Here is a 26,131-nt window from a genome sequence, read left to right as displayed (position 1 = left end):
CGCAAACCCGACCGAAAGGCTTGAGCCTGTGGCGCTGTGGACATGCCGCTACGCTTGGACAACGCAAGAGCGTTGCCCACATGCCCACAGCAGGAGCAACAGAAAAACCAACCCGTCGAGCCGCGATTCAAGATTGACCACGCGGCTTCGCCGATGCCAGAAACCAGACAGCCAGAACGCCTCGCGCCCCGGGCGACATCAAATCGGAATGGTGGGCGAGATCATCTCGGAATCCTGGGCGAGATCAAATCGGTACACCCGGGCGAGATCATCGGAATCAGCACCCAGGCTAACCATCACGGCGCCCGACGCCCGTCGCGTCTTGGCAATGAATGACGGTCGCTTTGCAAACCCGGCTCTCGCCTTCGCAGCCCAATAGGTCACGATTAAGTCGACGCTTGTGTTCAGTGCAACCGAGATGAGGCCAAACACGATGAACTGCGCGGCGACGTGCGCGGTTGGGTCGACGAATTGCGGGATGAAGGCGAGAAAGAATGCCGTCGTCTTCGGGTTGAGCGCCTCGACCACGATGCCTTCGCGAAAGGCGCGATGCGCCCCCGTCGTTTGAACCCCTGTTGGTTCGAGGACTCGGGCTCCGCGCCATGTCTTGATCCCGAGCCAGATGAGATACAGGGCTCCCGCGATCTTCAGAAAAGTGAACGCCTCCGCACTTGCCATGACGAGCGCAGATATGCCGACGGCGCTGCCGAAAACGTGCACAAGCCCGCCCAGACCGAGGCCAACGCTCGACGCCAATCCTTCCGTGCGCCCGCCGGCAAGCGTTCGCGCCACGATGTAGAAGATGCCTGGCCCCGGTGTGATTGCGACAACGACGGCCGCTGCCAAGAACAAAAGGAGGGTCTGAAAGCCAAGCATCGTTTAGCCGTGATCGTGTTAATTTGGGGAACTCTCGCCTCAGCCCTGAACCGAAATGAGCAGTCCCACTTCTCGATCCCTCGGCTCCTCGCTTGCCGCAAGGCCGACGGCGACGTGGGTGCGGTCAGCTTCGGGACGGTTCTGGCTCATCTTGCGCTTGCCTTCGAACCTGGTGACGGGAATGCGCACCCCAACGATCCCGCGCAACTGTGCTGCGATGTAATCCGCAGGAGCTTCGTTAACGGTCCAAGGCGTCGCGCGCGGCCTCTCGTGAATGTTCGTAAGGCGTGTGACAACCTCCAGCAAGCGTTCGGGATCATGGAAGAAATCAACCGGGCCATGGGCGTGGACAGCGATGTAGTTCCATGTCGGCACCACCTTCCCGGTTTCTTGCTTGGTGGCGTACCAGGAGGGCGTCACATAGGCTTCTGGACCCATGAAAATCGCGAGGGCTTCGCCGATCGAGGAAGCCTTCCATTGTGGATTGGCCTTTGCCACGTGCCCGTACAGCACGCCGCGCTCGCCTTCGGTCTCATCGAGGAACAGCGGCAGAGGCGTCGCAATTGGACCGTCAGTCGTGGCGGTGACCAGATTGGCCAGCCGGGCAGAGCGGATCGTCGCTCGGATATTGTCGAGGTCATCGTCCCTGAAGGCGGGGGGCACATACATGGTGTTTCTCCATTCTGCGCCTGAGATAACGCCGGCCTGGTATGGATGAAACTGCCAGTTACTGAAAATTGTGGTAGTCCAGTTAGCCGCGCCGCTATCGGCGCTAACGAAGCTGCTCCACCGCTTGAGCCAGCAGTTGACAGCCATGCTCGATCTGGCGCGGCTGCAGGGCGGCATAACCCATGACCAGCCCAGCAAGTTCCGGCCGGCGCCCACGACCAGGTTGACGTGGATCGAAGAGCGGAGAGACGGGGTAGATACCTACGCCCCTCGCGCGCGCAGCCTCGATCAATATTGCTTCGGACGCCTGGGGCAGATCGCAAAACCAGACTACGACATGCAAGCCGGCTGCGGCGCCGTCGATCTGGATACGATCGCCAAATTTGCGGCGTAAGGCATCGAGCAGCATTTTCCGACGCTCGCCATTGCGCCTTCGGATGCGATTGACATGGCTGTCGTAGGTGCCGGTCTCGAGCATCGTGGCAAGCGCCTCCTGCTCGAACAACGGCGTGTGCCGGTCGATGCCCTGCTTGGCGGCAGAGAAGATGGACTGTAGTTCGGGCGGCACAACCAGGTAGCCGATCCTCAGCGTGGGCGAGAGCGTCTTCGAAACGGTACCAAGATAGATGACGTTCTCGCTATCTTCGAGGGCGTGCAGCGGGGGAATGGGCTTGGTGTCATAGCGGTACTCGCTGTCGTAGTCATCTTCGATCACGTAAGCGTTGAATTTCTTTGCCCAGTTGAGTAACTGCTGCCGGCGCCCTATTGGCATGACGCTGCCCAACGGAAATTGATGCGACGGCGTCACGTAGGCAACGCGTGCTTCCGTTTTTGCGAGCCGCTCTGTGAGCAATCCGTCCTTATCGACCGGGATTGGCACAGCGGTAGCCCCCGTGGCCGAGAAGGCGTGCTTTGCCATCAAGTAGCCGGGATCTTCCATGACGAACCGATCGCCGGGGTCTAGCAGTAGACGCGCGCACAGATCGAGCCCCTGTTGCGAACCATTCACGACAATGATCTGATCGCTGTCGCATCGGACAGTTCTCGAGCGCCAGAGATAGCCCTGGAGCGCGGCGCGTAACCGCCGACATCCGCACGGATCGTCGTAGGCCAATCTTTCGGGCCGCTGCGTAATCGCGGCAACCACGGCCTTTTTCCACGCGAGCACGGGGAAATCCGACGGAGAGAGGTCGCCATACCGAAAGTTTGCCACGAGGTCGCGAACTCGCCCCTCCGGCCGCGGCGCTGTCTGCCTCACACGCTCGCCATACATCGACAGCCGCACCCTCCGCGAGGACGGCCGGGACTTCGTCCCGGTGTGCTCCATTTCAGCAACAGCTCTTGCAACGCGCGGGCGGGCGCCATGACGGATATTGATGAAACCTTCGGCCGCGAGTTGTTCGTAGGCGACTGTCACGGTGCTGCGAGATACGCCGAGTTCGCCGGCAAGCCCGCGAGACGACGGCAGCAGGCCATCGGCGCCATAAACATGCCCCAGGATCTGGCCCTTGAGGGCGTCGTAGATTTGACGTGCTCCTACGCTCCCAGTGCCCTTTGGCGTGGACGTCTTCATCTGGCCATCAAAGTGAGTTAGCGTCGCTTCGCAGTCGGGCTAGTCTGTAGGCTTTCTTGCTGAATGCCAACTAACTTTGCCAGAATGGAGCAAAGAAACCTCAATAGGAGGCTTCTTGTCGAGAGCCGCATGCTTAAGAATCGAACGTTGTCGCTTGCAGCCGCGGCATTGCTGCGATGGCCACTTGCGGACCATTATGGCCCCGAACTTGCGTTTCCTTTCCGTACTTGCGCGAGTACCGATGTTCTTGCCCAATCCGAGGTTCGCACGAAGTTGAACTCGCTTGAGAACTCGCGAGCGACCCACGCGAACGGCGGATAATACGTCGGTTTGATTTGTGTGAGAAACGCGGATCGGGAGCAACTGAGTTCAGCGGCCGCGGCGTAGAAAACTTAAACCTAACTATCTCCCCAAAGTCCTGTCATGGACGCGAAGGGCGAGAATTCCACGCCCGGATCGGACCGAATAGACGCGGTTTCCGCCAAGTATCCATCTCCGACATGTAATCGCCAGGCCCTTTGGGCGACCTGAATAGCCAGCTATCGGCGGATCGTTCCAAAAAATTTCAACGCGGCCGCGAATGTGTACCAGATCACCGGTCGAAAAATCGATGAAGAGCAACGCTGCATATGGATGGACCGAAAAGTTGCCCAACGTGTCGAAATACAGGTTACCGGAGAAGTCAGGCACAGTTATCTCGTGATCGCTAGCAACCACGAATCCGGGGCGTCCGCCACGATGGGATATATCGCAGTCATAGGTGACGGGCACTCCGTCCTGTGCCGGAGTGCAGGACGCCACAAAGAAAGTGTCCGCGTTCTGAATGACATGCTTCACCCGATCGTTGAGCTGTTTGAATTCAAATCTCGGCTTCTGACCTGCCCGAGGCCATCCGCGGTTATGCCTTTGCGGATCTCGATGTATTTGGCGCAATTGCCGAAGCTTTGATGCACGATAAGCTCAAAGCCGTCGGCATCGACACTCACAGTTCGTCCGTTGAGCCTGTTTCGCCGTCGATTGGTCAGGTCTAGACCTAGCAGCCCCAAATTCGCGCCAACCACCAGATTCTCGTTCAAGGTGTTGTCCGCAGATCGGCCAGCCCTTACCAGCAGGCGCGCCGGATTTGGCGACGATATGAAGCCTCGCGGCCCAGTCAGGACCGATGCGCTTGGCCGCCCGTCCTTGTCGGCTGACCCGACAAAGACATAAGTCAGGTTGGTGAAGAAATCCCGATGCTGTACCGGCATCTCCTTTCGAATTGCCACCTTTGAATACTTGCGGATGTTGTCATCCACACCTGCCCGCCGCTGGACTTCTAGTTCACCCGAGTGAAACGGAGACGAATCCCGTTCCGGCATCATGATGCACTCTCTACGAGCCTGCTATCGGGGCGCTGGCGCCACGAACTTCCGTTCTGCGAGATGCTCGTCGATCACCTTGAAAAGCCGATCCGCCAGCTCGATGGACCGCTCACGATCTGCCGATCGTCCAAACACGGTGACGAGCGGTAGCTGGGCCGAACGCGAGCGGGCCGGCAGCGACGGAGAGCTTACGCGTCTCAAGGAAACCCAGACCGAAACTCGCGAGAGCGAGTTCGATCTAAGGTCGCGACGTTGCAAGATTGAACACTACCATACGCGCGTGAATATATCCGCGCCCTTCAACTTGCTAGGCTTGCCGTTCTTATCAACGTAGAACAGCGTCCATGACGTTGGCATCTGAGGCCCGTTAACTTTTCCAACCCACTGGGTGAAAGAATTGCACTGGGCAAAAGTAACAACAAAATACAGTCCGGTTGGACGAACGGCTCCCGATGCAGGATAAGGGATACCCTGGCAAGCAAACCCTTGAGCATGGTTTGTGAAAGTCCCTTGTATTGACCCGCTATTAGCGGACCAAACAAACAGTTCTGAACCCCGTTCATTCTTCCAGTATGAGGGAGCAGGAAGCCCTTGCGCCCTGGCCTCGGCGCAAAGCAAGCAAAACTGAGCGATCAACAAAAATCCCAGAAGTCTCTTCATATGAAGCCCCAAGAGAGTTCGCTTAAAAGTAGCAACTTAGATAACTAATTTGGTATAACTTGAGGTGACGTTCGCTGCTCTTTTCTCGCATTCGACAACGGAATGCGGCGCATATTCACGAAATCGGGCTGGATCGCGGCGAAGTCAGCGTCCCTCGATCCCAGCGGCCTTGCTTCCCTGCGTCGGTTCGCCTGGGCAGCCGAGCTCGAGCCGATGCTCGGTTATTTTGGTGAGGCGCGCTTCCTACGACGGGGCGGGTCCTACTTCTTGATCTGCACCCGTTTTGCGGACCCGCCGAAGACAATGGATGCATCGGCGACCTGCGGGCTACGATGCTCTCACCGAGATCGTCGATTGATGGTGCCGAATGTAAAAGGGCGCTTCACCTGCAGCTGCGCGACGAGGTTCTGATCTCGCTACTTCGCAACGCCATTGCTGACGCGGTGATAGCGAGATTGCGGTCAGCAGCCGTGCTTCACGGCAGCTCTTGACGGTTGCCCGTTATCACGTCAACGAGAAAGACCGATGAATGGGAATGGCAAGCTGAGGATGATGGATGTGATTGATCAAGCGAGCGCCTCGGAGTTGCCACCCGTCTTACACAAATCCCCACGACGTTTTTCCTGGATTCTCGCGATCGTGGTCATCTCCTTTGGTCTGTGCGCCGGGGCAGCCTACTATTGGACTAACATCGAGGCAGTTTTCGCGACATCGTCGGTGCGTGAAGCTGCCTCAACACCCGGCTTGCCACCTGAAGATAGGGAAGCTCTCTCGGAGATACGATCAGGGCAACAAAGGGCGAGAGATGAACTTGCAGAGCTCAATCGCAACATCGGCGCGCAACAAGCCGATTTGAAACGGATGGCGGACCAGATCGAGGCGCTCACCGCGAAGATCGAATCTTTGCAGAATATACCCGCGCCTACCCCTGTGCTGTCGGCTCCTTCTCCGCCGGCCGCCCATCCCGCTTTGAGGCCAGCGAAGAGAGTGGTTCAACCATCTAAACCAGAAGGGCCAATCTCGGTCGGGGGCGCGCCACTGATTCCTGAGCCCGGCTCCGACCAGCGTTGATCCAGAACTCTGGCGTGGACTGATTTCGTGGTCATAGCGCTCCTGACATTGGGAGCCCTTGGCCATGGCTCGGTTGATGGCTCTGTGCGTCTAAAATGAGTGCCTGCGCAGATTCTACATCGCTAGTGATGCACTATTCTTCACGCTTTCTCTGTAATTCGCAGCAGATGAGAGGCGCGGGCTTCAATGACAGCCCGGATCGCCTTAAGAATAGTGTGGGTGATGCCTGCCTCTTCCAGCTCCATCAGGAGGCCGTCGGCCGCGCTTCTGATCCTCTCGGCCGATTCCTTGATATCCTTGATGAGCAGACGTTGTGCGCCGCGTGTTGCGGGAACGAGTGTCAGCCAGTGCTGCAACTGAATCGTATCCGGAACCGAGCGCCCGCCGATGCCATGGCGAGCTTTTTCGCCAACCGCTGGTAAGCGGCCGTGCAGACGACGTCATAGAGCGGGGCGAGGTCCGGCACCTCGCCTCGATAAAGCAGAGCATAGTTCTTCCCATGCGCGCCGGCATTGCCGACCAGATCCACATGAAGTGTCTCTCGTCAATCGCCTCCCAGGCGAACGCACGCCGGTTCTTGCGCGACGTGAAGACTCCCGTCGGCTTCCTGTGCCCCCGTTCGAGGATGGTGCGGATCGGCTCGCCACCCGTGGCGCGCACGATCTTCACCAGCCTCGGCCGCAAGCTACCCGTGGTTCTTCTCTTTTCGGTTTCCTTCGACATCGCAGCCTCCTGCCGCTCGGCGATGGACATGGCTCCGCCGTTCGGGCTCCGCGCGCGTGCGGGCCCGTCGAAGGCGGAGGGTTAGTGCACGTCTTTCAGCGGGTTAGCGCCGGACGGCCGATGGCGCTGCGGGGATGTCGGCTGCGTCGCGTCGATCGTCTTCGATCGAAGCGAACAACCTCCCGTTCACTCTTCGAAGCGAACGATCACGCAGCTACGCGCACAGCGGGTGCGCCGGCCTTCCGGACGAGGTTGTCGTCTGATTATCGGCCGTACCCGAACGGCACGGACGACGACCTGCGACGACTGGCGACCGGAACGGCCAGTGGCGCCCAGTTCGCCGCGGATTCGGGGGCCGCGGAGAAACTCGACGTCGTTCGGCCGGCGGTCGCGCCGCACCTCGAGGCGGCTCCGGGAATGGGGCATGGCACGTTCTCCCGACACAGGCGCGAACGGTCGCGCCGGCGTTCTACTGGGGGACGGGGAGGAAGGCGGCTCACGCCGGACCGCATGGCGCAGGTCGGGTCGCGAGGAGGCTACGGAGAAGCGGGAGCTCCGCTGCGAAGGTCGGGGACAATCATGGGACTTTTCCTCGTCGCCGGCACGGCCGACGTTCGAACTGGGATGGATCGTCTTCGAGGGAAGCACCGCGTCCACCGGCATCGCGCCGGCGGACCCTCAGGGATCTCGGCCGGCTAAGCCTGGCGTTCGAGGCGCATCGCTCCAAGGCGTACGCGAGGTATGGCGGTCGATTTGGTCATCCGGCAACGCTACCACGACAGCGTGAATCGACCGGCCCGGGAGTCGCTAAAATTCAACCCAATCGGCCTTCATGATCTCCTCCGAAGCGCGCTGCAGCAGCGCCCAGACCTGCTGCTTTCGGTCATGCGAAAGCACCCTCGTCTGGGCGATGCCGGCCGGCCGTCCCGTCAGCGGGCTCGCGGCCTCCATAGCCGTGACGAGATAGTCCGACACCTCCGCCAGGTCGCTCTCGTTCGAGATGGACATGGTGGCGAGGGTCCGGCGGCGACTTTCGTCCCCGCCGGGCGCCAGATCGACGGTCACGACGAGCACGGGGGCTCCTTCAGCTTGCGCGGACGGTTCGGGCGGTGGGCATCGAAGATCGCGCGGAGCTGGTGTGCCGGGCATGCCGATCGGATCGCCGGGAATGGAAGGAGGAAGGCCGCAGCCTTACGCCGTTGTCCTGTTCGGCCCCGAGGGCCAACGTCCGTTCATGCGTTTCAAAGGCATGGTGGCGACCGAGGGGTAGCAGCGCCCAATTGGCGCCGACTAGAGCCAGCAGATGGAGAAATCTCCCGATCATGGCCGGAAGCACCGCGATCTGCGGCTCGACGTCTTTCGCGGGCTCGCGAACTGGCTGATCTTCCTGGGCCACGTGCCGGAGAGCCTGCTGGCCTGGTTCACCACTCGGAATTACGGATTCAGCGACGGCGCGGACCTGTTCGTGTTCATTTCCGGCTATACGGCAACGCTCGTTTATTCCCGGATGATGACCGAACGCGGATTCGTCGTCGGCGCCACCCGTCTGTGGAAGCGCGCCTGGCAGCTCTACGTCGCCCAGCTACTACTCTTCCTGTTCTACACCGCCGCAATCCACTACGTCGCCCATCGCTGGGACATCGTTCACCTGATGGACCAGTTCAACGTCGCCGGCCTCATGGACGATCCTGTCGATACGCTGGTTCAGGCCATGACGCTCCGATACAAACCGTTGAACCTCGACGTTCTGCCGCTCTACATCGTGCTGATGTTGTTCTTTCCGTTCGCGCTGTGGCTCCTGCTGCGCTGGCCGGACCTCACCATGCTGGCATCCGTCGCACTGTATCTCGCCGCGCGTCAGTTCGGCTGGAACCTCACGTCGTATCCGAGCGGACACTGGTATTTCGATCCGTTCACCTGGCAGCTTCTTTTCCTGCTGGGCGGGTGGATGGTGCTCAGGAGCGGCGAGGGAATTCAACGGGTGGCATCGTCCCGGTGGGCCATCATTCTCAGCGTCATCTTCGTCGTATTTGCATTCCTGGTGACGGTGTCCGCATCTGCGCCAGCCTTGCAGGCGCTGGTCCCGCCCGGGCTCAGGTCTCCGTTCGTGCCGAACGACAAGACCTATCTTGCTCCCTACCGAATCGTGCACCTAGTGGCTTTGCTGGTCCTGGCGGTCAACCTCATTCCGCGCGATTGTGAGGCGCTCTCGGGCCCGCTTCTGCGGTCTCTCGTGAAGTGCGGCCAGCAATCGCTCGAAGTGTTCTGCGTCGGCATCTTTCTTTCCTTCGTCGCGCATCTGGTGCTGATCACGACCTCGGGCGGGCTCATCGTCGAGCTCCTGGTCGGAATGAGCGGAATCGCGACCATGGTCGGCGTCGCCTACTACCGCAGTTGGTCCAAGGAGATCGATCGGCCGCGCTTGTCGCGCGATGGTTCGGCCGGGGCAGAGCAAGGCACCTCTTCCCGAACGTGACATGAAGGGTGGCGCTTTGCGCGAGGGCGGTAGGAACCGTGGTCCCGCGGTCCGGTTGCATCGTCTAGGACCAACTCGGACGAGGTATTCACATGTCCAAGAAGCTGCTCGCCTGCGCGTTCGCCATCGTGGCGCTCTCGGCCATTCCGCTCCAGGCTTCCGCCCAAGACGGAGCGATGGATTCCTACAAGCAGTCCATGGAGAAGATGAACGCGGACATGCAGAAAGGAATGGATACCGACGCGACAAAAGCCTGGGTGAAGATGATGATCGCCCATCACCAAGGCGCCATCGATATGAACAAGGTCGTCCTGAAGGAGACCAAGGATCCGATGATCCGGAAAATGGCGGAAAAGGGAACGAGCGAACAAGAGACCGAGATCAAGCAGCTTCAGAGCTGGCTCTCGAAGCATGGCGGTTGATCTGCGGTAGGCGGCCCATAACACTCCCGTCGTCGCCGGCGACGGCTGCAGCGACCCGACTGACGGGCCGCCACACCGGCGCCGGACAACATCACTTGTCCTTGTCGCCCATGTGGTGGGGATTCGATGTCGATGGACCGCCGGTGTAGTGGTGACCTCCGGAGGTCGTCTTCTTGGAGGAGCCGGCCGTATCCTTCGGGCCCATGTGGTGGGGGACCTCGGTCTTCGGACCACCGCTGTAGTGGTGGCCGTTCTTTTCCTTGTCGGCAGTCTGAGCCGTCGCGGGCACCGCGAGCGACGCGGCAGTTATTGCGGCGAACAATGTCCTGATGATCATGTGGTTTCTCCCGGGCTAAAGATGGCACATCGAAGCAGAAAGACTGCTTTACGTCTTTGACGTGCCTCAAAGTCGCGGTGAGCAAAGCCTCAAGTCCGGACGCGTCGCGCTTCCGGGCCCTTCCGGATCGCAATGCGCTTGACCGAGTCCGCTATACGACCAAGCGCGCCGGTGAAGTCCGGAAAATCGACCATCGCGATCAGCAGCGCGATAATCCAGAAGATGTTGTAGTGGGTAAACATCGCGAGAAGTCCCAAGGTCGCGACGAACTGATACTGCACCTTCTGCCCCTTGCGGGCGATGTGCTCCGGCAGATGATGCAGGCGGAGCATAAGGACGCCGAACAAGAAGATGACCAGCATCAAGAAGATCGCCATCGGGATCAGCAACAGATCGGTTTGCCCCGGTCCGGCGACGAACCACGGCAAATGTGCAGGAACAATCGAGGGCTGAGTATCGCTCAATGGAAACTACTCAGGCAGAGACAAGGTTCGCCCCGCGAGTACAGCGGCCTCCACCGCCCAAGGATTGATCTAGGTCAACTAGGGAAACGGTACAGTGGGAAGATTTCGGTTGACGTGAATCAAGCCGGCTGGCGCAAGCGCGAGTCATCCTATCCCGAGCAATCACAGCGCTTGGGAGCTTGTCATGCGCGCACTGTCATTCGCCGCGGTCCTCATCGCGACGCTCGGCTATTCCGCTTTGGCACAGTCGCCGGCCGAACACCAGGGTCATCATCCGGAGCAGAAGGAGGTGCCCGCCGCCAAGCCGGTCACGCCTCCCGCGGCGCCGCGCGGGAGTGGCCCGTCGCAAGGCCCGATGGGCGGCATGATGGGCGGCAACATGCAGATGCCCGACATGATGCGGATGATGCGCATGATGCACCAATCCGCAGACGGCATGGGCGGGATGGAGACGATCGATCGCGTGGAGGGTCGGATCGCCTTCCTCCGGACCGAGCTGAAGATCACGGACGCTCAGGGGCCCGTCCGGAATGCGTTCGCGGACTCTCTGCGCTCGAGCGCCAAAGCCCTCGGCGAGCTACGCAAGTCCATGATGGCCGGCTACGGATCTGAGACCTTGGTGGATCGGCTCACCTGGCAGGAAAAGTGGCTGTCGGCACGGCTCGAGTCCACCCGGGCGATGAAGTCGGCGCTCGCCGACCTCTTCGGCAGCTTTTCCGACGAGCAGAAGAAGGCCGCTGACGAACTGCTCGCGCCCCAGATGGGCATGATGTCGATGATGCAGAGCGGGCGGATGGGCATGCCGATGCACGGCAAGTGAGGATTCTGCGGATTTTTGACCTGCCTCAACAATGATGGCAACCGCGGCTGTAGGCTCCTTGAAACCATAGGAGCTTGGCGATGTCGGTGCAGGACCATCCCGGGTATCGAGAGCGCCCTCAGGAGGGCATGTCCACCAAGGCCAAGGCCGGCCTCGTCCTGATTGGATTCCTTGCTATCGCCGGTGCTCTCCTGTTCACCGAGCATCGGGCGCACGTGCTCGGCTTGCTGATCTGGCTGCCGCTGCTCGCTTGCCCGCTGATGCACTTCTTCATGCATGGAGGACACGGCCACCATCATCACGGCGGTGGTCGGCCGAACGACTCGAGGAGCGAGTGATGCACGACACCGCGCCCGCCTACGGCCTCTGGAGCCTCGTCGTCGTTAACTCGGCGGTGTTCATCCTGTTCGCCTACAGCTTCTTCAAGCCGCAGACCTCCCGCGACTGGCGCTCCTTCAGCGCCTTCGGCGCGTTTCTGGTCGCTCTGTTCGTCGAGATGTACGGCTTCCCGCTCACCATCTATTTCCTGTCCGGCTGGCTGCAGTCGCACTACCCGAACGTCGACTGGTTCTCCCACGATGCCGGTCACCTGCTGGAGATGATGTTCGGCTGGAAGACCAACCCGCACGCCGGTCCGTTCCACATCCTGAGCTTCATCTTCATCGGGGCCGGTTTCATCCTCATCTCCGCCGCGTGGCGGGTTCTGTACGACGCGCAGCAGACCCGAAGCTTGGCGACCACCGGCCCCTACAGCTACGTGCGGCATCCGCAGTACGTCGGCTTCGTGTTGGTTATGTTCGGCTTCCTCCTGCAGTGGCCGACGATCCTGACGCTCGCGATGTTTCCGGTGCTGACGATCATGTACGTGAAGCTCTCCCGAAACGAGGAGCGGGACGCCAGGTCGGAGTTCGGCGAGGCCTATGCGAAGTACGCCGCCGAAGTGCCGGGGTTCATTCCGCGCCTGAGCCGGCTCCTCGGGCAGGGTACGACCGGCAGCACCTATCGCCACGGCTGATCGGGAGTGGCCACGATGCGCGACACACGCTGGCGCCCATCTTCGGTGCTCTTGACGGCCTCCGGCGTTCTGCTGATCGGCGTCGGCGTCTACTTTCTTTTCCTCCGGGCCCCGTTGCTGCCGGAGGACATCCGGTACATGGACCTCACCGCGGCTGAATTGCAGTCGATCGGGTCGAGGCTGGCATCGTGGCTCACTCACGTGTTTCGGGTCATGGGCGGCTACATAGGCGCAACCGGAGTGCTCGCGCTTACTCTGGCTTGGACATCCTTCCGGGAACATCGGGCAGCCGCTGCGGCCGGCGTCGCGATCGCCGGCGGGCTCTCGATCGGGTTGATGGCCGTCGTCAACTTCATGATCCATTCCGATTTCAAGTGGGTGCTGCTCGGCATGGCCCTCGTCTGGGCCGCAAGCATTCTGATGTTCATCCGCGAAGCGGCGGAGCGTCCCAATGCGGCGGTCGAGGAGGGCGCCGCGTCCTGACCTACGTCAATACCGAAGCGACGGACCCGACCGACAATTCCCTTACGAAAGGCAGCCATGAGCGACGTCGTGTTCACCGCGAAAGGACTGACGAAGACCTACGTCTCGGGCGAGGTGATGGTACATGCCCTCAATGAGGTCGACCTCCAAATCGCCGGGAAGGAAGTTGTCGTACTGCTCGGACCGTCCGGCAGCGGCAAGACGACGTTGCTCAACATCATGGGCGGCCTCGATCGACCGACCAGCGGCAAGCTGTTCTTCCGCGATCTGGACCTGACGGATCTCGAGGACCGCGAGCTCACGAAGTACCGCCGCGACCACGTCGGCTTCGTCTTCCAGTTCTACAATCTGGTGCCGAGCCTCACTGCCTACGAAAACGTGGCGCTGGTCACCGAGGTTGCCAAGAACCCGATGCGGCCTGCCGAGGCGCTCGCGCTGGTCGGGCTCGAAGAGCGGATGCATCACTTCCCCGCCCAACTCTCCGGCGGCGAGCAGCAGCGCGTGGCCATCGCCCGCGCGATCGCGAAGCGCCCGGCGGTGCTGCTCTGCGATGAACCCACGGGCGCGCTGGACTCGAAGACCGGCATTCGCGTCGTCGAAGCGCTGCTGGGCGTCAATCGGCAGCTCGGGACCACGACCGTCATCATCACCCACAACGCCAGCATCCAAGGCGTCGCGGACAGAGTGCTGTTCTTCGCCGACGGCCGCATCGCCCGCGTTCTGAAGAACGAGGCGCGGCGGGAAGCGGCCGAGCTCACTTGGTGACGGCATGAGCGCGCTCGACATCAAGCTGTTCCGGGACGTCAGGCGGCTCTGGGCGCAGGTCCTTGCCGTCGCGCTCGTCGTCGGAGGCGGCGTCGCTACGCTGGTGCTCGCTGTCGGCTCGCATCGATCGCTGGAGGAGACCCGGATCGCGTACTACGAACGCTACGGTTTTGGCGACGTGTTCGCGGAGGCCAAGCGGGCGCCCAGGGCGCTCGCCGGCAGGATCGGTGAGATACCGGGCGTCGCGGCGGTTGACGCCCGCATCGCCAAACCGGCGCTGCTGGACATTCCCGGTTTCTCCGAGCCGGCCAGCGCGCGGTTCGTCTCGCTACCCGACAACGGCGAGCCGCATCTCAATCGGCTCTACGTGCGTTCCGGACGACTTCCGGAGCCGGGACGGACGGAGGAGGTGGTCGTCAACGAGCCGTTCGCCCGGGCTCACGGCTTCTCGGAAGGGGCGCGGTTCTCGGCCATCCTCAACGGCAAGAAGCGCGAGCTCGTCATCGTCGGCACCGCGCTGTCCCCGGAGTTCGTCTACACCGTCGGGCCCGGCGACCTGATGCCGGACGACCGCCGCTACGCCATCGTCTGGATGTCGGAGAAGGCGCTCGCAGGCGTCTACGATCTCGATGGCGCCTTCTCCGCGGTATCGATCAAGCTGCAGCCCGGTGCGTCCGAGCACGAGGTGATCTCGCGGCTCGACGTCTTGCTCGATCCCTACGGCGGCCAAGCGGCCCACGGCCGGAAGGACCAGACCTCGCACGCCTGGCTCGATCATGAGCTCGACATGCTCAACAACATGAGCCGTACGCTACCTCCGATCTTTCTGCTGGTCGCCGCCTTCCTGGTCAATCTCACCCTGACCCGCCTGGTCGCGCTCGANCGNGAGCAGATCGGNCTCNTGAAGGCNCTGGGCTANNCNGANNGCAGNATCGTGCTGCACTACTTNAAGNTCGTNGCACTGATCGTGGTTATCGGGGTCATCCTGGGCGGCGTCGCCGGCACGTGGCTCGGATATCGCGTCACCGCGCTGTTCGGCGACTTCTTCCACTTCCCGTTCCTGGTGTTCGCGAAGGCGCCGGATCTGTACCTTATTGCTGGCGCCCTCAGCGCGGCGGCCGCCGCCGTTGGCGCGCTGCGGGCGCTGCGTGAAGTGGTCAAGCTGCCTCCCGCGGTCGCCATGCAGCCGCCCGCCCCACCGGTCTATCGGCGGCTGCTGCCGGCGAGCATCCAGCTCGACCAGATTGTGTCGCAGCCGACGCTGATGATGATCCGGAACATCGCCCGCCATCCGGTCAGGGCAGCATTCACGACGCTTGGCATGGCGCTCGCGACCGCGATCCTGGTCGTCTCGCTGTTCACGCGCGACACCATGGAGCAACTGATCGACGTGACGTACTTCCTCGCCGATCGGCAGGACGCGACCATCGGCTTCGCCGAGAAGCGGATCGAGAACGTCGTGCAGCAGGTGAACCGGTTGCCGGGCGTTCTTACCGCCGAGCCGTTCCGCGAGGTGCCCGTCCGGATCCGCAATGGCAACGTCGAACGCAGGATCACGATCAGCGGCCGGCCCGCCGGTGCCGATCTGCGGCGCATCATCGACGCCGACCTCCGGCCGGTCGCACTCCCCGGGACGGGCCTCGCCATTTCCGCCATGCTCGGTCACATCCTCGGCGTACAGGCCGGCAACACGGTAGAACTCGATCTGCTGGAGGGTGCCCGCCGCACGGTCAGCATGCCCATCGTGGCGACCGTCGAGGACTATTTCGGCATCAGGGGCATGATGGACATCGAGGCGCTCCGCAAGTTGATGCGCGAGGCACCCGTCGTGAACAGCGTGAACCTCAGCCTCGACGAAAACCGCAAGGATGACTTTTACGCGGCGGTGAAGTCCATGCCGACGGTTGGGGGCGTGGCGCTGCAGCGCGTCTCGCTGGCGAACTTCCGCAAGACCGTCGCTCTGCTCGTCACCACGATGGCGAGCATCTACACCGGCCTCGCCGCCGTCATCGCGTTCGGCGTGGTCTACAACAACGCTAGGATATCGCTCTCCGAACGGGCCAGGGAGCTGGCCAGCCTGCGCGTGCTCGGCTTCACGCGCGGCGAGGTGCTCCGCATCCTGCTGCTCGAGCTCGCCATCCTCACGCTGATCGCGCAACCGCCCGGCTGGCTGATGGGCTATGGCTTGGCTTGGGTCATGAAGACGAACCTCGCCGGCGAACTGATGCGCGTCCGCCTCGTCGTCGAACATTCGACCTACGTGCTCGCCACCTCCGTGGTGGTGCTGGCCGCCATCGCCTCCGCGGCGGTCATCCGCCAGCGCATCGACAACCTGGACCTCGTCGCGGTCCTCAAGACGCGAGATTAGCCATGCAGGCCAACTGGACCAAACGCATCATCGGCGCTGCGGCCTTGGCCGCGATCGTGGGAGGGCTGGCCTGGTTCGCATGGCCCCGACCCGTACTTGTCGATCTCGCGACGGTCGCGAAGGGGCCCATCGAAGTCACGGCGGACGACGACGGCAAGACCCACGTCCGCCACGTCTACACCGTCTCGGCGCCGATCGCCGGAAAAGTGCTGAGGATTTCGCATCCGCTCGGCGAACAGGGCCCTTCGCTTCACGTCGGCGACGAGGTCGTCGCGAACCAGACAGTCGTTGCCCTGATGCAGCCAGCGCTGCCGGGCTTCATCGACGTGCGCTCGCGCGACCAGCTTCAGGCGGAGGTTCTGGCTGCGGATGCCGCGATCCAGCAGCAGGAGGCCGAGGTGCAGCGGATCGAGGCCGCGCTTGAGTTCTCGCGCACGGAATTCCAAAGAGCGCAGACGCTATTGCGGACGCAGTCCACCTCGGCTCAGGCCTTCGACAAGGCCAAATTCGAGGTGGCGACGAGCGAGGCCAATTTGGCGAGCGCCAAGGCCCAGGTCGAGATGCGCCGCGCGGTGCGGACCAGTCTGGCCGCCAGACTGATGGACCCGGCCAACGCCGCGCCTTCTGCGGAGCCGACCTGCTGCGTCCGGGTGCTCGCGCCGGCGAGCGGACGGGTGCTGAAGATCGCCCAGGACAGCGAGGCGACGGTTCTGCCGGGGACGCGTCTCGTCGACATCGGCAACCCGCTCGATCTCGAGATCGTGGCAGACCTCCTCTCGACCGATGCCGTCCAGATCAAGGTCGGCGCCCCCGTCCGGATCGACGGATGGGGCGGTCAGCCCATCAAAGGGAAGGTGGTCCGCGTGGACCCGGCCGGCTTCCTGAAGGTCTCCGCCCTCGGCATCGAGGAGCAGCGGGTCCGGATGACCATCGACTTCGCGGATCCGCCCGAGGCGTGGGCCTCGCTCGGGCACGACTACCGGGTCGTCGTCCACGTGACCACCTGGAGCGCTCCGGACGCGCTGACCGTGCCAGTGAGCGCTTTGTTTCGGAAAGGCGACCAGTGGGCTGTTTTCGCCGACGACAATGGGCGCGCCAAGACCGTGCCCGTCACCATCGGGCACCGGAACAACCGGGTGGCCGAGGTTCTCTCCGGGCTCGCTGCGGGGGACCGCGTGGTGCTGCACCCCAGCGACCGGGTTACTGACGGAGGCAGGATCGCGGAGCGCTGAGGGGTCGCCTCTGGAAAGCGGCGTGCGTTTCATCGAAAACAATTGGTTGACGTGAAAGCGTCGTCGTACGTCGCCTTTCACATGATTCGTTCAGGACGAACCGACGGCCATCCCGACGGCAAGGCCGTCGGCACCCCGGTTAAGTTTCTGGAAGCCAGCGGCAGGGCACAACCGTGGTGGGATGGAGTGCCGATGTCGGAATTTGCGGAAGAGAATCTTGCAGCGTTGGTAAGGCAGATGATGCCTTCAAGGCGGATTGATTGGATCGTGCAGGTCACCGACAATCATGAGGAGGCTTGCGCGCTGTTCAACCGCAACGTCCTTCGTGTGCACCGCCTTTGGAAATCGGACATCTACGATGCAGGGCTACACTTGTTGCCGATGCACCACCTACTCAGCGCTAGGCGGGTGGGATCCGAGATATTGCGGGGAATAGCATCACGCATCGCCGTCGACGTGTGGGAAGCACGATTTATCAAAAATCACAAAGGTCGGCTGACCGAGAAACACGGTTATCTTGCGCGTACCCCCGATCGAGAGCACGTCGCATTCGGCGGATGCGCCGCAACCGCCGAGCTAGGCGTGCTTCGCGAACTTAGAAGTGCCATCTCCAAGCGGGCTCGCTTGGCTCGCGAACGAGCGAGGCGGATCGAGGATTATCAGGAGTTCCTGCGGAGCCGTTCAGTACGACGCTGATCTTCGGGTCGACCTCGCCAACTACGAACGGTGGCTACCGAAACATCTGACAGAGACTTTCAAGCACCACGAAGAAGGCGTCCCGCTGCGCGTAATCGAACACGAAGCAGTTGATCTGGTGCCCTCTTTGGGCGACCGGGAACTAGCGGACCTGATCTACCAGTTGGATCGTGACGTTGCCTTGGGCGGAGGAAGAAACCGATCGGCATGCGCTTGATCGGTGGATCGATCGGGACGGGTAGCCAAGGGAAAGTAAAGAGTTCCCGGTTTCAACAGTTCGGGCCCGTTTTCGATGGAACTGTTGAAACCTTTGATTTTGAATGATAAATAGCGTTTCAACAGTGGGGTTAAGAAAATCAGGTCGACTGTTGAAACCATGGATTTTCAAGAGCTTAACAACGACCAACGCCGCGAGGTGGTCAATAGTCAGCAGCGCTTCCAGGCCCTGAGGGACGCCAAGGAGGCCTACGATGCCCATCGGGGTTCCCTGACCTGGGTGGAGTCGAAAGGCCGCGAATACCTCGTGCGGAGCTACTACGACAAGGCAGGCCTCAGGAAGCAAGCCTCGCTCGGCGCGCGTTCGCCCGAAACTGAAAAGATGAAGGCGGACTTCGAAGCTAAACGTGCTGCTGCAGAAGACCGGGTGAAGAACTTGCGCGATACCATGGAGCGTCAAGCAGCCGTCAATCGTGCGCTCGGCTTGGGCCGCGTACCGTTGATCGGAGCCCGGATCATGCGTGCTCTCGACGGCTTCGGAATGTTGGGTTCTGGGATTCGGATTCTCGGGACGAACGCGATCTACGGTTATGAGGCCTCTTCCGGCGTCAGACTCGATCCCGGCTTGGCCACGACGGAAGACATCGATCTGCTGTTCGACGCGCGCGGCGGGCTTACGTTCGTCGCGGGCGACGACGTCTCGGAGAGATCGCTCATGAAGATACTCAAGCGAGTGGACACCAGCTTCGAACGGGCCAAGCAGACGTTCCGTGCTGTAAACCGGGACGGCTATCTCGTCGATTTGATAAAGCCAATGCAGAGCCCACCTTGGAAGAAGGCTCCAGACAAGGTTGGCTCGGACCCGGAAGATTTGACCGCCGTGCAAATCGAAGGACTCGATTGGCTGCAGAATGCTTCCGCGTTCGAGGCGGTCGCAATCGACGAAAAGGGCGAACCGGTACGCATCGTGGCTCCGGATCCGCGGGTTTGGGCCGCCCATAAGCTATGGCTGTCCCGTCGTGCGGATAGGGAGGCGCTCAAACGCCAACGAGATGCAGCGCAGGCTGAAGCTGTAGGCGCTCTGGTGGCGAACTATCTTACTCACCTCCCGTTCGACGCAGAGCAATTGAGGATGCTTCCGAAAGAGGTGGTGGACAGCGCGGCGCCTCTTTTCGCTAAGAAAGATGGCGCTGCGCGAGCCTAGCGGGCAGCATCGGCAACAACGGCTCCGGCACATCCGGCGCCGCCGATCATCAGCGGCACCATGATGATGATCAGCATGCTGCTGCTCATCGACATGCCGACGATCATGCTGCCGGCATCATCACCGCCATCATCATCATCATCATCATCATCGGCGGCAGCACCAGCACCAGCAGCACGACCAGCGCCAGCTTGAGCATCGGACCGCCGGCAGCCCAGCGGCTGCTGGCGTCTAAGAGCCGTCAAAACGGCTTGCTCTCACCGAGATATCGCTTACGTACCCACGGCGAAATCCTTCCGACGTTAATGTTCCGTTTTCACATTAGTCGCTGATTTTCCAAGTCCGGACGTCGACTTACAAAATCGAGTCGTTCTTAACGCCCGCAATCGAGTCGCTCTTATAGCCCGAGCGAGTCGTTCTTAAAGTGGACCAACATTATTATTGATTTCGTTGGTGGGCCCGGCAGGACTCGAACCTGCAACCAGACCGTTATGAGCGGTCGGCTCTAACCATTGAGCTACAGGCCCATCCGCTGGCCGACCGCTGGAAGGGTGCAAAGGATAGCTTAAAGCGCGGCCAGCATTTCGCCAATAGCATTAATCGGGATGTAGGCATCTCTGATGTTCGCTCGTCTACGAACGCGGCGGCGCGACAGCAGACGTCGTTCAGTGTCGCAGAAGATCAGCGAGCAAAGTTTGCAGATCCTGAGCGGCAGTCGATCAGTGCCACTGCGACTCGCCAGTCATTTGTATCTGGTCGTTAATGCCAGACGAGCGCTCGACGCACCAAATGACATCTCAGAGCAGAAGGGCCTTCGCGGACGACTTGCAGCGGAAACAACTGCATAAACGCAGGCTTTCTACAGCAGGCCCTGTCGAGCGGCCGTAGGTGTGCGCATACGTTCCAATACACACCGACTCCAGCGTCTTTCGACAAATTCGGTATGAGACAACGAGGCGGAGGCTAGCCAGAAACCGCCGGCGCGCAGCAATACAGCTCTCCATGAAGAATGTTGCAATGAAATCGTGCGAATTGGCTGAAACGAAGCCACTGCCACCGCGTATCGAAGGCGCTGCGGGCTGCATCGATTGACCTGACGATCGCGATGGCAACCGCGATTCGACGCGAGCTTTCCAACTCCATCGGTCCCTGGCGTGGCGATTGTGCCGATGCGGATCTTGTCGTGACAGATCAGCTAAGCCGTCTTAAGCGTCGAGATCGGAGCGGCGGGCGAGGTGGACGTGGTGATGTTTTGCAGGGTGCCCCGATTGTGCCCCGGACTTTTGAGGGCACACTGTGGGGGAAGCAAGTCTCTAACTTATTGGAAACAGGGGATTAATGGTGGGCGCACAAGGGATCGAACCTTGGACCTCTCCCGTGTGAAGGGAACGCTCTCCCGCTGAGCTATGCGCCCGGGACCATCATGCAGACGGCCGGACCTGTTCGGCCGGCCGGCGCATCGGAGCCCGCGATTTAGAAGTGCGGGCTTAAGGTGTCAAGTTTCCAGGCGCCGCGGGGGCGGAAAACCTTGGCCGGTCGCGCAAATTCGCAAGGGAGGGCGGATTTCGGGCCGCTTACGCGCCCTGCTGGCGGGCGCGGGAGGCGTGGGCCTGCAGCGCCCGGATCCGCTCGGCCAGCGTTCCGCCGCCTTCGGGCAGGCTGCCTGCGGCCGCGCCGTTGGTCGCGGCGTCGTTGGCCGGGCGCGGCGCCGGCTTCGGCGGCTGGCCGGCCTCGGCCGCCAGCAGCGCCTCGATCGGCGAGTTCGGGCCTTCGAGCTGCATCGCGAGTTTCGCCACTTCGGCGGCGATGTCGTTGATGCGCTCGCGGAGCAGCGCATTCTCCATGCGCTCGGTCGCCCAGGAGCTTTCCGCCTGCTGCTGGATCGCGTTGATGTCGCGCTGGAGTTTGGCGCGCTCGTCGCGGGCGGTGCGCAGCTGCTCCTCGAGCGCGGTCTTTTCCGCGCGCAGCGCTTCCATGGCGGCCGAGGATTTGCCGCCGCTCAAGGCCGCGATCTGGACGCGCAGCTCCTTGATGGTGCGCTCATCGCCCTCATGGGCCTGGCGGAGCTGGTTGTTCTCATAGTCGCGCTCGGCGAGCAGCTTGCCTTGCGTCGCGAGCCGTCCCTCGAGGTCGGCGACGCGGCCCGACAGCATCTCGGCCTCCTTCACCTGTCCGATCAGCTGGCGATCGAGCTCGGTGACCCGCTGGCTCAGATTCTCGACCCGGCCGCGGGCATCGCCGAGCTCGCGCGAGGCGGTCTCGGATTCGGTCCGCTCCTGCGCGAGGCGCGCTTGGGTGGCGGCAAATTCCTTCTCGGCATCGCCGACGCGGTTCTTCAATTCCTCGATCTGGGCGCGCACCGCGACCAGCTCGACCTGGCGGCTCTCCGCCATCATCGAGCGGTCGGATAGTTCCGAGTTGATCTTGGCGAGCTCGTTCTGCTTGTCGGTCAGGGCGTTCTCGGCCGCGCGCAGGGCTTCGGTCTTGGCGTTGAATTCCTCTTCGGTGGCGCGGAGCTGCTCCTTCACCGCCTTCTCGCGCGCCTCCAGCGCGAAGATCGTGGCGTTCTTCTCGCCGAGCTCGATCTTCATGCGGTTGATGGCGTCGCTCTTCTTGCCGAGCTCGGCGAGCTGGCTCGTGGTCTTGTTCTTGAGCTGGTCGACGCTCATCTCGAGCCGCCGCGCCGACATGGCGAATTCGGCGCGGAGCTGGTCCTTGTCGGCCTGGATCTCGGCCATCGACAGCGGCGTTGCGGCCTCCAACCGGCGCGTGGTCAGGCGCACGGCGCGGTTATGCACCAGCGGCACGATCGCGAGCCCGCACAGCATCGACAGCAGGAAACCGATCGCCAGGTACATGATCGGTTCGACCATGGGGCAGAACTCCCAAGCTTAAGGAAAAATTCACCAACGACCATGCCATGGCGGCCCGGCAAAAAGCCAGCCCCGGCCTGTCGTTAACCTTGATCCGTAAGCCCGATGGGAGAGGAAAACCCTAGAATGGGTTCCAGGTCGCACGCGGCGTGTATTTGAGATAGCCGATATTGGCGCCTAGCCTGAGGCCGAGCCCGGAGCGGATCGGCACCAGCACGATGTTGTTGGCGGTGAGCGCCGTCATGCCGAAGCCGCCGATGATGTAGGCCGAGCCGTCGAGGCCGGCGAAGCGCTGGTAGATCGCGTTGGTGGCGGGCAGGTTATAGACCAGCGTCATGGTGCGCGCGCCGTCGCCGCCCCAGTCGAAACCGAGCGAGGGGCCCTGCCAGTAGACGCGCAAGTCGCCGGCGTTCTTGGTGTAGAGCGTGCCTTCGCCATAGCGCAGGCCGGCGACGAACGCGCCGGAACCTTCCTCGCCCAGGATATAGCCGTTGGGCAGGCCCCATTGGCTGATCGCCTTCTCGATGATCGAGGCGAGCCCGCGCGAGACGTTGCCGAAGAAACGGTGCCCGGCGCCGACGAGCTCATCCGGCCCGTAGGTGCTGGGCGTCGGGGTCCGCTGCGGCGGCGGCAGATTGGGCGGCGGCGCCTGCTGGGCCGAGGCCGGCACGATCCAGCCGACCATCGCGGCAAGCGCGAGCGCAGCAAGGCGTGATGCGAAAGTCATAAAAGAACCCCTGGTACCGAAACCGGTCGCTTCCTTAACCTGACGCCAACAGGCGAGGCTCTAGGTTGCGCCGGATGTCCCCTCGACTCGGATGTTATCCGCAGCAACTATGACGGCACAACGGCAGGAAGATAGCCCTTTGCGCCCCGGAATTGCCTTGATCGGCCTCCTCGTCGGCCTGCTGTCGGGCCTATGGCTCACCGGCCCGGTCACGCCGGCAGGGGCCGCCACCACCGAGCGGGTCGTCGTCAACCGCTTCACCGGCGTCGCCATCGAAGGGTTCGACCCCGTCGCCTATTTCGTCGATGGCCGGGCCTTGCGGGGCACGGCGGAGTTCGAGGCGAACCTCTGGGGTGCGGTCTGGCGCTTTCGCAACGAGGGCAACCGCGCTTCCTTCCTGGCCTATCCCGAAATCTATGGGCCGCAATTCGGCGGCTACGACCCCGCCGATATCGCCCGCGGGGTGACCGTCGCCGGCAATCCCCGTTTCTTCGCGATCGTGGCGCAGCGGCTCTATCTGTTCAGCCGGGAGGCCAATCGCGACGCCTTCGCCGCCAATCCCGAGCGGTTCCTCTATGAGGTCGGCAAACGCTGGCCCGCCCTTCAGGACAGGCTCGGTCAGTAGCAGCCTTCAGAGTCTGGCCGCCTGCGGGTCGCCCCAGGCGATGAACTCCGGGATGATGAAGCCGCTGGCGTGCCGTTCGCCGAAGCGGAGCTCGCCGCCCTTGCCGTCGGTCACCTTGCCGCCGGCCGCGGTTACGACCGCAGAGCCGGCCCCGACGTCCCATTCACAAGTGGGCCCGAAGCGGGGGTAGATGTCGGCGCTGCCTTCCGCGATCCGGCCGAATTTCACCGCCGAGCCGACCATCCGTCTGACGGCGTTGGGCCTGTTATCGATGAACGCTTCGCTCCTGGGATCGCCGTGCGAGCGGCTCACCGCCGCGATCCAGGGCTCGCCTTGCGCCGGCAGCCTGCGGGTGTGGATCGGCTCGGCCACGCCGATGGTAGCGCCGTCAAAGCTCACGCGCTCGGCGCCGCGGCCGACGATGCCGCGCCAGAGCAGGCCGAGCGCGGGCGCGCTGACGATGCCCAGCAGCGGCACGCCTGATGTCACCAAAGCGAGGTTGACGGTGAACTCGTCGCGACCGGCGACGAACTCCTTGGTGCCGTCGAGCGGGTCGATCAGGAAGAAGCTGCCATCAAACGAGGGCGAGGCGAGCTCGGTCCGCTCTTCCGAGAGGGTCGGAACGTCGCCCGCAAGCTGGGCCAGGCCGTCCGCGATGATATGGTCGGCGGCAAGGTCCGCCTCGGTGACCGGCGAGCCGTCCTGCTTGCCGTCGATCCGCATCGCCGCGCGGTTGACGCTGAGGATCGCCTCGCCCGCCTTCACCACCAGCGCGGTGAGCGGCTCCATCAACCGGGATGCGGCCTCGGCGTCGATGATCCTCACCTGTGTGCCTCATTCGTCAGCAAGTCTCGTCCCCCTCAGTTGATTCGCCCGCCGCCCTTTATGGCCGCTTCGAACCTATCGCAAGCTAGCTGCCACGGGCTGGCGAATGTTAGAACCCGCAGCATCCGTCAAGCATGCGTGATTCGCGGCGTCCAGCGCCGTGCATTTCAGGAACCCTCCAGGACCCCTTTATATGTCTGACGCCTCGTCGCCCGCGACCGCTACTGCTCCCGATATGCTCGAACTCGCAGCACTATTGTGCTCGCGGGTCTGCCACGATCTCATCAGCCCCGTCGGCGCCATCGTCAACGGGCTCGAAGTGCTCGACGACGATCCCAAGCCGGAAGATCGCGAATTCGCGCTCGACCTGATTCGCAAGAGCGCCAAGACCGCCTCCGCCCGGCTCCAGTTCTGCCGTCTCGCCTTCGGCGCCGCCGGCTCCTCCGGCGCGCAGATCGATCTCGGCGATGCCCAGACCATGGCGCGCGGCCACATCGAGGATGGCAAGTGCTCGATCACCTGGAATCTGCCGCGGCTCCTGCTGCCGAAGAATCGCGTCAAGCTGCTGCTCAACATGCTGGTCGTGTCCCAGCACACGATCCCGCGCGGCGGCATGCTGACGATCGACCCGATCGGCGAGGGCGAGACGATGAGCTTCCGCATCACCGCGACCGGACATAATGCGCGCCTGCCGCAGAACATCTCCGAGCTGCTGAGCGGCGAGCGCGGCCCTGCTGCGGATGCGCATGCGATCCAGCCTTACTATACGCGGCTGCTGGCGCAGGCCTGCGGTCTCACCGTGACGCTCAAGCCGGAAGGCGAAGCCATCATCATTACCGCTTCGTAAACGCGCGCAGCGCGCTCGGCATCTTAATCAAATCTTTACGAGGCGCTTCGGCTTGTCCGGAGCGCCTTATCTCTTTGTTGGTTCCGTTCTTTTGCACATACTCAACCAATATTAAACGCTTTGCGGTGAAGCTGGCCCCATTCCGAATAGGCGCATCACAATTCGTGCGTGCCCGCCCTGTATGAAGGCCTGTTTTCATGGATGATCTGTTGCGGGAGTTTTTGACGGAGACCAGCGAGAGCCTGGACACCGTCGACAACCAGTTGGTGAAGTTCGAGCAGGAGCCGAACAACGCCAAGATCCTGGATAACATCTTCCGCCTGGTCCACACCATCAAGGGCACCTGCGGCTTCCTCGGATTGCCGCGGCTGGAAGCGCTGGCCCATGCCGGCGAGACGTTGATGGGCAAGTTCCGTGACGGCATGCCGGTGACNGGGCAGGCGGTGACGGTGATCCTGTCCTCGATCGACCGCATCAAGGAAATTTTGGCCGGCCTGGAAGCCACCGAAGCCGAGCCGGAGGGGANCGACCGCGATCTCATCGACAAGCTGGAAGCGATGGTCGAGCAGGGCATGGCNGCCATGGCGGCAGGTACCGCTGCTCCCGTCACTGAGGCGCCGCCGCTGGTGCCGGAAGCCCCGGTTGCCGCTGCTGCGCCGGCAAACATGACCACGGGTTCGCTGATCGAGCAGACCCTGGAGCGCCCGCTGCGTCCGGGCGAAGTCTCGCTCGACGAGCTCGAGCGCGCCTTCCGCGAGACCGCGATCGAAGCGCCGGCGCCCGCGCCCGTTGCCAAGGCTGAA

General features: G+C 62.4%; 29 protein-coding genes, 2 tRNA genes and 1 pseudogene. 16 read left to right on the top strand and 16 right to left on the bottom strand.

From position 1 onward, the window contains the following. Positions 1-198 precede the first annotated feature (198 nt). The 6 genes from A3AS_RS0136850 to A3AS_RS46145 form a co-directional block, all read right to left on the bottom strand. The gene (locus A3AS_RS0136850; protein WP_018322456.1) at positions 199-876 is read right to left on the bottom strand and encodes a LysE family translocator; all 678 of its coding nucleotides are present in this window, start codon (positions 874-876) and stop codon (positions 199-201) included. A gap of 39 nt (positions 877-915) precedes the next feature. Next, positions 916-1,545, bottom strand: a complete 630-nt coding sequence (locus A3AS_RS0136845; protein ID WP_018322455.1) for an FMN-binding negative transcriptional regulator — start codon at positions 1,543-1,545, stop codon at positions 916-918. A gap of 103 nt (positions 1,546-1,648) precedes the next feature. Continuing rightward, positions 1,649-3,118 (bottom strand): PLP-dependent aminotransferase family protein, encoded by a 1,470-nt coding sequence (locus A3AS_RS0136840; RefSeq protein WP_018322454.1) that lies wholly within the window; start codon positions 3,116-3,118, stop codon positions 1,649-1,651. Positions 3,119-3,520: 402 nt separating this feature from the next. Then, positions 3,521-3,919 carry a pyridoxamine 5'-phosphate oxidase family protein gene (locus tag A3AS_RS50205; protein ID WP_371260740.1) on the bottom strand — a complete coding sequence of 133 codons (399 nt, stop codon included), beginning with the start codon at positions 3,917-3,919 and terminating at the stop codon, positions 3,521-3,523. A gap of 32 nt (positions 3,920-3,951) precedes the next feature. After that, entirely contained in the window at positions 3,952-4,479 is a 528-nt protein-coding gene (locus A3AS_RS46150) for a pyridoxamine 5'-phosphate oxidase family protein (protein WP_084674990.1), read from the bottom strand. Positions 4,480-4,746: 267 nt separating this feature from the next. Further along, positions 4,747-5,139, bottom strand: a complete 393-nt coding sequence (locus A3AS_RS46145) for an avidin/streptavidin family protein (protein ID WP_018322452.1) — start codon at positions 5,137-5,139, stop codon at positions 4,747-4,749. A 525-nt stretch (positions 5,140-5,664) separates the two neighbouring features. Between A3AS_RS46145 and A3AS_RS46140 the strand changes: the two genes are divergently transcribed. Beyond that, positions 5,665-6,210 carry a hypothetical protein gene (locus A3AS_RS46140; RefSeq protein WP_018322451.1) on the top strand — a complete coding sequence of 182 codons (546 nt, stop codon included), beginning with the start codon at positions 5,665-5,667 and terminating at the stop codon, positions 6,208-6,210. 140 nt (positions 6,211-6,350) lie between these two features. Here the strand turns inward: A3AS_RS46140 and A3AS_RS49585 are convergent, their stop codons facing one another. Both A3AS_RS49585 and A3AS_RS49580 read right to left on the bottom strand, forming a co-directional pair. After that, the gene (locus A3AS_RS49585; RefSeq protein WP_018322450.1) at positions 6,351-6,566 is read right to left on the bottom strand and encodes a hypothetical protein; all 216 of its coding nucleotides are present in this window, start codon (positions 6,564-6,566) and stop codon (positions 6,351-6,353) included. Further along, positions 6,551-6,676 carry a hypothetical protein gene (locus tag A3AS_RS49580; protein WP_245283368.1) on the bottom strand — a complete coding sequence of 42 codons (126 nt, stop codon included), beginning with the start codon at positions 6,674-6,676 and terminating at the stop codon, positions 6,551-6,553. The genes A3AS_RS49585 and A3AS_RS49580 overlap by 16 nt, the downstream gene beginning before the upstream one ends. A 33-nt stretch (positions 6,677-6,709) precedes the next feature. Here A3AS_RS49580 and A3AS_RS0136825 point away from each other — a divergent pair, with 33 nt between their 5' ends. Next, positions 6,710-7,018, top strand: a complete 309-nt coding sequence (locus tag A3AS_RS0136825; RefSeq protein ID WP_018322449.1) for a hypothetical protein — start codon at positions 6,710-6,712, stop codon at positions 7,016-7,018. Between the two features lie 722 nt (positions 7,019-7,740). Here the strand turns inward: A3AS_RS0136825 and A3AS_RS0136820 are convergent. Next, positions 7,741-8,007, bottom strand: coding sequence for a hypothetical protein (locus tag A3AS_RS0136820; RefSeq protein WP_018322448.1), 267 nt, complete (start codon positions 8,005-8,007; stop codon positions 7,741-7,743). Between the two features lie 229 nt (positions 8,008-8,236). Here A3AS_RS0136820 and A3AS_RS0136810 point away from each other — a divergent pair, with 229 nt between their 5' ends. Both A3AS_RS0136810 and A3AS_RS0136805 read left to right on the top strand, forming a co-directional pair. After that, positions 8,237-9,409 carry an OpgC domain-containing protein gene (locus tag A3AS_RS0136810; protein WP_018322446.1) on the top strand — a complete coding sequence of 391 codons (1,173 nt, stop codon included), beginning with the start codon at positions 8,237-8,239 and terminating at the stop codon, positions 9,407-9,409. 92 nt (positions 9,410-9,501) lie between these two features. Next, complete coding sequence (locus A3AS_RS0136805) at positions 9,502-9,831, top strand: DUF305 domain-containing protein (RefSeq protein ID WP_018322445.1); 330 nt, start codon at positions 9,502-9,504, stop codon at positions 9,829-9,831. Between the two features lie 91 nt (positions 9,832-9,922). Here the strand turns inward: A3AS_RS0136805 and A3AS_RS0136800 are convergent, their stop codons facing one another. Then, on the bottom strand, positions 9,923-10,168 hold the full coding sequence (locus tag A3AS_RS0136800; protein ID WP_018322444.1) for a hypothetical protein: 246 nt from the start codon (positions 10,166-10,168) through the stop codon (positions 9,923-9,925). 89 nt (positions 10,169-10,257) lie between these two features. After that, positions 10,258-10,632 carry a hypothetical protein gene (locus tag A3AS_RS44305; protein ID WP_157644494.1) on the bottom strand — a complete coding sequence of 125 codons (375 nt, stop codon included), beginning with the start codon at positions 10,630-10,632 and terminating at the stop codon, positions 10,258-10,260. A gap of 184 nt (positions 10,633-10,816) precedes the next feature. On the opposite strand from A3AS_RS44305, the gene A3AS_RS0136790 reads away from it, so the two are divergent. From A3AS_RS0136790 to A3AS_RS0136750, 9 genes and pseudogenes are all read left to right on the top strand, one after another. Next, a complete protein-coding gene (locus A3AS_RS0136790) occupies positions 10,817-11,452 on the top strand; it encodes a Spy/CpxP family protein refolding chaperone (RefSeq protein ID WP_018322442.1) in 636 nt (211 codons plus the stop codon). Positions 11,453-11,532: 80 nt separating this feature from the next. Further along, positions 11,533-11,790 (top strand): DUF2933 domain-containing protein, encoded by a 258-nt coding sequence (locus A3AS_RS0136785; protein ID WP_018322441.1) that lies wholly within the window; start codon positions 11,533-11,535, stop codon positions 11,788-11,790. Continuing rightward, complete coding sequence (locus A3AS_RS0136780; protein ID WP_026202750.1) at positions 11,790-12,467, top strand: isoprenylcysteine carboxylmethyltransferase family protein; 678 nt, start codon at positions 11,790-11,792, stop codon at positions 12,465-12,467. The genes A3AS_RS0136785 and A3AS_RS0136780 overlap by 1 nt, the downstream gene beginning before the upstream one ends. Positions 12,468-12,482: 15 nt before the next feature. After that, entirely contained in the window at positions 12,483-12,950 is a 468-nt protein-coding gene (locus A3AS_RS0136775; RefSeq protein WP_018322439.1) for a hypothetical protein, read from the top strand. Positions 12,951-13,007: 57 nt separating this feature from the next. Continuing rightward, positions 13,008-13,715, top strand: a complete 708-nt coding sequence (locus A3AS_RS0136770; RefSeq protein WP_018322438.1) for an ABC transporter ATP-binding protein — start codon at positions 13,008-13,010, stop codon at positions 13,713-13,715. Positions 13,716-13,719: 4 nt separating this feature from the next. After that, a pseudogene (locus A3AS_RS0136765) lies at positions 13,720-16,083 on the top strand (ABC transporter permease). A gap of 2 nt (positions 16,084-16,085) precedes the next feature. Further along, positions 16,086-17,315 (top strand): efflux RND transporter periplasmic adaptor subunit, encoded by a 1,230-nt coding sequence (locus tag A3AS_RS0136760; protein WP_018322436.1) that lies wholly within the window; start codon positions 16,086-16,088, stop codon positions 17,313-17,315. A 42-nt stretch (positions 17,316-17,357) separates the two neighbouring features. Next, on the top strand, positions 17,358-18,011 hold the full coding sequence (locus tag A3AS_RS0136755) for a hypothetical protein (RefSeq protein WP_018322435.1): 654 nt from the start codon (positions 17,358-17,360) through the stop codon (positions 18,009-18,011). A 376-nt stretch (positions 18,012-18,387) separates the two neighbouring features. Further along, positions 18,388-19,431, top strand: coding sequence for a nucleotidyltransferase domain-containing protein (locus A3AS_RS0136750; RefSeq protein ID WP_018322434.1), 1,044 nt, complete (start codon positions 18,388-18,390; stop codon positions 19,429-19,431). A 451-nt stretch (positions 19,432-19,882) separates the two neighbouring features. On the opposite strand, the gene A3AS_RS0136735 is transcribed toward A3AS_RS0136750, so the two are convergent. From A3AS_RS0136735 to A3AS_RS0136720, 4 genes are all read right to left on the bottom strand, one after another. Further along, positions 19,883-19,958, bottom strand: a tRNA-Ile gene (locus A3AS_RS0136735). Between the two features lie 812 nt (positions 19,959-20,770). Then, positions 20,771-20,845, bottom strand: a tRNA-Val gene (locus A3AS_RS0136730). 160 nt (positions 20,846-21,005) lie between these two features. Next, complete coding sequence (locus A3AS_RS0136725; protein ID WP_018322431.1) at positions 21,006-22,304, bottom strand: hypothetical protein; 1,299 nt, start codon at positions 22,302-22,304, stop codon at positions 21,006-21,008. Positions 22,305-22,425: 121 nt separating this feature from the next. Continuing rightward, complete coding sequence (locus A3AS_RS0136720; protein ID WP_018322430.1) at positions 22,426-23,031, bottom strand: DUF1134 domain-containing protein; 606 nt, start codon at positions 23,029-23,031, stop codon at positions 22,426-22,428. Positions 23,032-23,170: 139 nt separating this feature from the next. Here A3AS_RS0136720 and A3AS_RS0136715 point away from each other — a divergent pair, with 139 nt between their 5' ends. Then, positions 23,171-23,656, top strand: coding sequence for a YHS domain-containing (seleno)protein (locus A3AS_RS0136715; protein WP_020508802.1), 486 nt, complete (start codon positions 23,171-23,173; stop codon positions 23,654-23,656). 6 nt (positions 23,657-23,662) lie between these two features. On the opposite strand, the gene A3AS_RS0136710 is transcribed toward A3AS_RS0136715, so the two are convergent. Then, entirely contained in the window at positions 23,663-24,445 is a 783-nt protein-coding gene (locus A3AS_RS0136710; RefSeq protein WP_049815094.1) for a 3'(2'),5'-bisphosphate nucleotidase CysQ, read from the bottom strand. Positions 24,446-24,674: 229 nt separating this feature from the next. Here A3AS_RS0136710 and chpT point away from each other — a divergent pair, with 229 nt between their 5' ends. Both chpT and A3AS_RS44300 read left to right on the top strand, forming a co-directional pair. Continuing rightward, on the top strand, positions 24,675-25,328 hold the full coding sequence (gene chpT / locus A3AS_RS0136705; protein WP_026202749.1) for a histidine phosphotransferase ChpT: 654 nt from the start codon (positions 24,675-24,677) through the stop codon (positions 25,326-25,328). Between the two features lie 197 nt (positions 25,329-25,525). After that, positions 25,526-26,131: Hpt domain-containing protein (locus tag A3AS_RS44300; protein ID WP_198293759.1), on the top strand; the 606-nt coding region annotated here is incomplete at its 3' end.

Origin of the sequence: Bradyrhizobium sp. WSM2793, assembly GCF_000379585.1 — a bacterium.
Classification (GTDB): Bacteria; Pseudomonadota; Alphaproteobacteria; order Rhizobiales; family Xanthobacteraceae; genus Bradyrhizobium.
This window is presented reverse-complemented; position numbering and strand designations above follow the sequence as displayed.

Coding starts and splice junctions, on each gene's coding strand:
- A3AS_RS0136850 (WP_018322456.1), bottom strand. CDS start 876: ATGCTTGGCTTTCAGACCCTCCTTTTGTTCTTGGCAGCGGCCGTCGTT.
- A3AS_RS0136845 (WP_018322455.1), bottom strand. CDS start 1,545: ATGTATGTGCCCCCCGCCTTCAGGGACGATGACCTCGACAATATCCGA.
- A3AS_RS0136840 (WP_018322454.1), bottom strand. CDS start 3,118: ATGAAGACGTCCACGCCAAAGGGCACTGGGAGCGTAGGAGCACGTCAA.
- A3AS_RS46150 (WP_084674990.1), bottom strand. CDS start 4,479: ATGATGCCGGAACGGGATTCGTCTCCGTTTCACTCGGGTGAACTAGAA.
- A3AS_RS46145 (WP_018322452.1), bottom strand. CDS start 5,139: ATGAAGAGACTTCTGGGATTTTTGTTGATCGCTCAGTTTTGCTTGCTT.
- A3AS_RS46140 (WP_018322451.1), top strand. CDS start 5,665: ATGAATGGGAATGGCAAGCTGAGGATGATGGATGTGATTGATCAAGCG.
- A3AS_RS0136825 (WP_018322449.1), top strand. CDS start 6,710: ATGCGCGCCGGCATTGCCGACCAGATCCACATGAAGTGTCTCTCGTCA.
- A3AS_RS0136810 (WP_018322446.1), top strand. CDS start 8,237: ATGGAGAAATCTCCCGATCATGGCCGGAAGCACCGCGATCTGCGGCTC.
- A3AS_RS0136805 (WP_018322445.1), top strand. CDS start 9,502: ATGTCCAAGAAGCTGCTCGCCTGCGCGTTCGCCATCGTGGCGCTCTCG.
- A3AS_RS0136800 (WP_018322444.1), bottom strand. CDS start 10,168: ATGATCATCAGGACATTGTTCGCCGCAATAACTGCCGCGTCGCTCGCG.
- A3AS_RS0136790 (WP_018322442.1), top strand. CDS start 10,817: ATGCGCGCACTGTCATTCGCCGCGGTCCTCATCGCGACGCTCGGCTAT.
- A3AS_RS0136785 (WP_018322441.1), top strand. CDS start 11,533: ATGTCGGTGCAGGACCATCCCGGGTATCGAGAGCGCCCTCAGGAGGGC.
- A3AS_RS0136780 (WP_026202750.1), top strand. CDS start 11,790: ATGCACGACACCGCGCCCGCCTACGGCCTCTGGAGCCTCGTCGTCGTT.
- A3AS_RS0136775 (WP_018322439.1), top strand. CDS start 12,483: ATGCGCGACACACGCTGGCGCCCATCTTCGGTGCTCTTGACGGCCTCC.
- A3AS_RS0136770 (WP_018322438.1), top strand. CDS start 13,008: ATGAGCGACGTCGTGTTCACCGCGAAAGGACTGACGAAGACCTACGTC.
- A3AS_RS0136760 (WP_018322436.1), top strand. CDS start 16,086: ATGCAGGCCAACTGGACCAAACGCATCATCGGCGCTGCGGCCTTGGCC.
- A3AS_RS0136750 (WP_018322434.1), top strand. CDS start 18,388: ATGGATTTTCAAGAGCTTAACAACGACCAACGCCGCGAGGTGGTCAAT.
- A3AS_RS0136725 (WP_018322431.1), bottom strand. CDS start 22,304: ATGGTCGAACCGATCATGTACCTGGCGATCGGTTTCCTGCTGTCGATG.
- A3AS_RS0136720 (WP_018322430.1), bottom strand. CDS start 23,031: ATGACTTTCGCATCACGCCTTGCTGCGCTCGCGCTTGCCGCGATGGTC.
- A3AS_RS0136710 (WP_049815094.1), bottom strand. CDS start 24,445: ATGGAGCCGCTCACCGCGCTGGTGGTGAAGGCGGGCGAGGCGATCCTC.
- chpT (WP_026202749.1), top strand. CDS start 24,675: ATGTCTGACGCCTCGTCGCCCGCGACCGCTACTGCTCCCGATATGCTC.